The 2,719-nt window shown below is 69.1% G+C and carries 1 protein-coding gene and 1 pseudogene; both read left to right on the forward strand.

Translation table 11 applies throughout. The annotated features are described in order from the left end of the window. Positions 1-342: 342 nt before the first annotated feature. Positions 343-1,194 (forward strand): annotated as a pseudogene (locus ACWGO0_RS37265) (macrolide family glycosyltransferase); the annotation flags it as partial. A gap of 237 nt (positions 1,195-1,431) precedes the next feature. Then, the gene (locus ACWGO0_RS37270) at positions 1,432-2,634 is read left to right on the forward strand and encodes a S8 family peptidase (RefSeq protein WP_453544871.1); all 1,203 of its coding nucleotides are present in this window, start codon (positions 1,432-1,434) and stop codon (positions 2,632-2,634) included. The last annotated feature ends 85 nt before the right edge of the window (positions 2,635-2,719 follow it).

Here is a 2,719-nt window from a genome sequence, read left to right on the forward strand (position 1 = left end):
GGACGGGCTTGCAAAACAAGCCCGTCCGACGACTGGGGACGAACGGCAGCCGGACAGGTCCGGCGCTCCAGCCAGTGCACGAGGCGATCCGTCTCGGACGGCGATGGAGAACGTGACTCCTCCGCCTCGCAAACGAGGCGGCTTCTCATTCGACCCGAAGGGTCTCATGACGGCCAAGCCCTGACCGCTGCCGAAGCAGAACCGCAGCGTAGCATGCTGCTGCGCGGCTCGGGATAGCAGGTTGCGATACCCGCCCGGCCCGTAGGCCGATGCCCACGCAAGAAGAGGGATGGGCGCGCGCGAATGCCCTATGCCTTCGCCCTCCAGGCGGCACGTGAACCCGAGCTGGCGCTCTACACCATGGTTCTGCTCGCTGAGCAAGCCCCGTGCCGAACCCCCTGGCGCGGGTACGAAGAGGAGATCGGCGAGCCCATGACCGCCGAGCTCAGGCAGACCGAGCGGGGCAGGGCCTACTACGCGCGCTTCGCGGACTGGCTCGCGGAGAACGGCCTGGGCGCTGTGTCGTCGGACGACTTCGTGGCCCGGCCCCGCCGCGCGATCGTTCTCATCCCCGAGGCGCTCCAGCCGAACGCCGACCGGGTGGACCGCAAGGTCCACACCTTCGTCGGCGCGTGCCAGGGCGACCGGGCCGACCAGGGGGAGTGGCGGCGCCCGGCCGGTGCCGAGAAGGTGCTGCTGGTCTCCCTCGGCTCCTCGTACACCAAGCAGCCCGCCTTCTACCGCGATTGCGTCACGGCCTTCGGCGATCTGCCCGGCTGGCACGTCGTGCTCCAGATCGGCGCCCATGTCGACCCGTCCGAACTCGGGCACGTACCCACCAATGTGGAGGTGCACTCCTGGGTGCCGCAGCTCGCGGTGCTCCGGCAGGCGGACGCCTTCATCACGCACGCGGGCGCGGGCGGGAGCCAGGAAGGGCTGGCCACCGGCACCCCGATGGTCGCCGTTCCGCAGGCCGTCGACCAGTTCGGCAACGCGGACATGCTCCAGGGGCTCGGCGTCGCCCGGCACCTCCCGATGGAGGAGGCGAACGCCGCGACCCTGCGCGAGGCCGTGCTCGCCCTTGTCGGTGATCCGCAGGTGTCGGCCAGGGCCGCGGCCGTACAGGCGCAGATGGCGGGGGAGGGCGGCACGAAGCAGGCCGCCGATCTCATCGAGGCCGAACTGCCGGCCTGACGCCGGCTGCGCCCTGTCGTGCGATACAAGGCCCTTACATATAGGGGCGGTTGGTGACTGTGTCCGACTTGACCGGTCATGGCCGATTTTTTATTACGAAACCTTGTTGAGTAAGTCACAGCTGTATGAAGGTCTTGATCTGAGCGTGTCAATCGGTCAGGGTTTCGAGCCAGCCCCCGGAGATCTTCCGGCCGAGGGCGAATCCCCCCACAAAGAATGACGAGGAGATCCCTCTTCATGGCAATTCACAAGCGCGCACGCCGGATCAAGCTCACCGCCGCCATCACCGCCGTAGCGGCGGCAGCCGGAGTCACCCTCATCTCCACCTCGTTCGCGGGAGCCGCACCGACACCTGCGACGGGCACGGTCTACGGCGCGGACGCGGCAACAGCCGTCTCCGGCAGCTACATCGTGATGCTGGACGAGAAGGCGGACAAGGCGGAGCTGGCCGAGGAGTACGGCGGCAAGCTCAAGCGGAACTACAAGTCCGCCATCAACGGCTTCTCCGCCAGCGGCCTTTCGGAGGCCGAGGCCAAGCGCCTCGCCGCCGACCCGGCCGTCGACAAGGTCGTACAGAACAAGAAGTTCACGATCAACGCCACCCAGGAGAACCCGCCGTCCTGGGGTCTCGACCGGATCGACCAGGCCGAGACCGCCGGAGACAAGGCGTACACCTACCCGGACGCCGCGGGTGAAGGTGTAACTGCATATGTCATCGACACCGGTGTCCGGGTCACGCACGCCGACTTCGAGGGCCGCGCCACTTCGGGCTTCGACGCCGTGGACAACGACGACAACGCCGACGACGGCAACGGCCACGGCACGCATGTGGCCGGCACCATCGCCGGAGCGGCCCACGGAGTCGCCAAGAAGGCGAAGATCGTGGCCGTCCGTGTGCTCGACGACCAGGGTTCGGGTACCACCGAGCAGGTCGTCGCGGGCATCGACTGGGTCACCGCGAACCACGAGGGCCCGTCCGTCGCCAACATGAGCCTCGGCGGCGGCGCGGACCCGGCGCTCGACGCCGCGGTCCAGAAGGCCATCGCCTCCGGCGTCACCTTCGGGGTGGCCGCCGGAAACGAGTCCAGTGACGCGGGCGAGGGCTCGCCCTCGCGCGTCCCGGAGGCCATCACGGTCGCCTCGTCCACGGTGGGCGACGAGCAGTCCTCGTTCTCCAACTTCGGCGCGGTCGTGGACATCTACGCCCCCGGCTCCGACATCACGTCGACGTGGAACGAGAGTGACGACGCGACGAACACCATCTCCGGTACGTCCATGGCGACTCCGCACGTCGTCGGCGCCGCCGCCGTCTACCTGGCCGGACACCAGGACGCCACCCCGGAGCAGGTCGCCACGGCGCTGACCGAGGGGGCCACGCCCGACGCCATCTCCAACGCGACCGAGGGCACGGCGAACAAGCTGCTGAAGGTCGTCGAGTAACCGGCCCACGAGCAGTGGCCGGGCGGCGGCCGGCAGCCGCCGCCCGGCAGCACCGAATCCGCGACCGCCGCGCCCTCCCCCACGG

This window comes from Streptomyces sp. NPDC055749 (assembly GCF_053617235.1).

Bases quoted from the DNA above. Each gene is read 5' to 3' on its own strand.
- ACWGO0_RS37270 (WP_453544871.1), top strand. From the start codon at position 1,432: ATGGCAATTCACAAGCGCGCACGCCGGATCAAGCTCACCGCCGCCATC.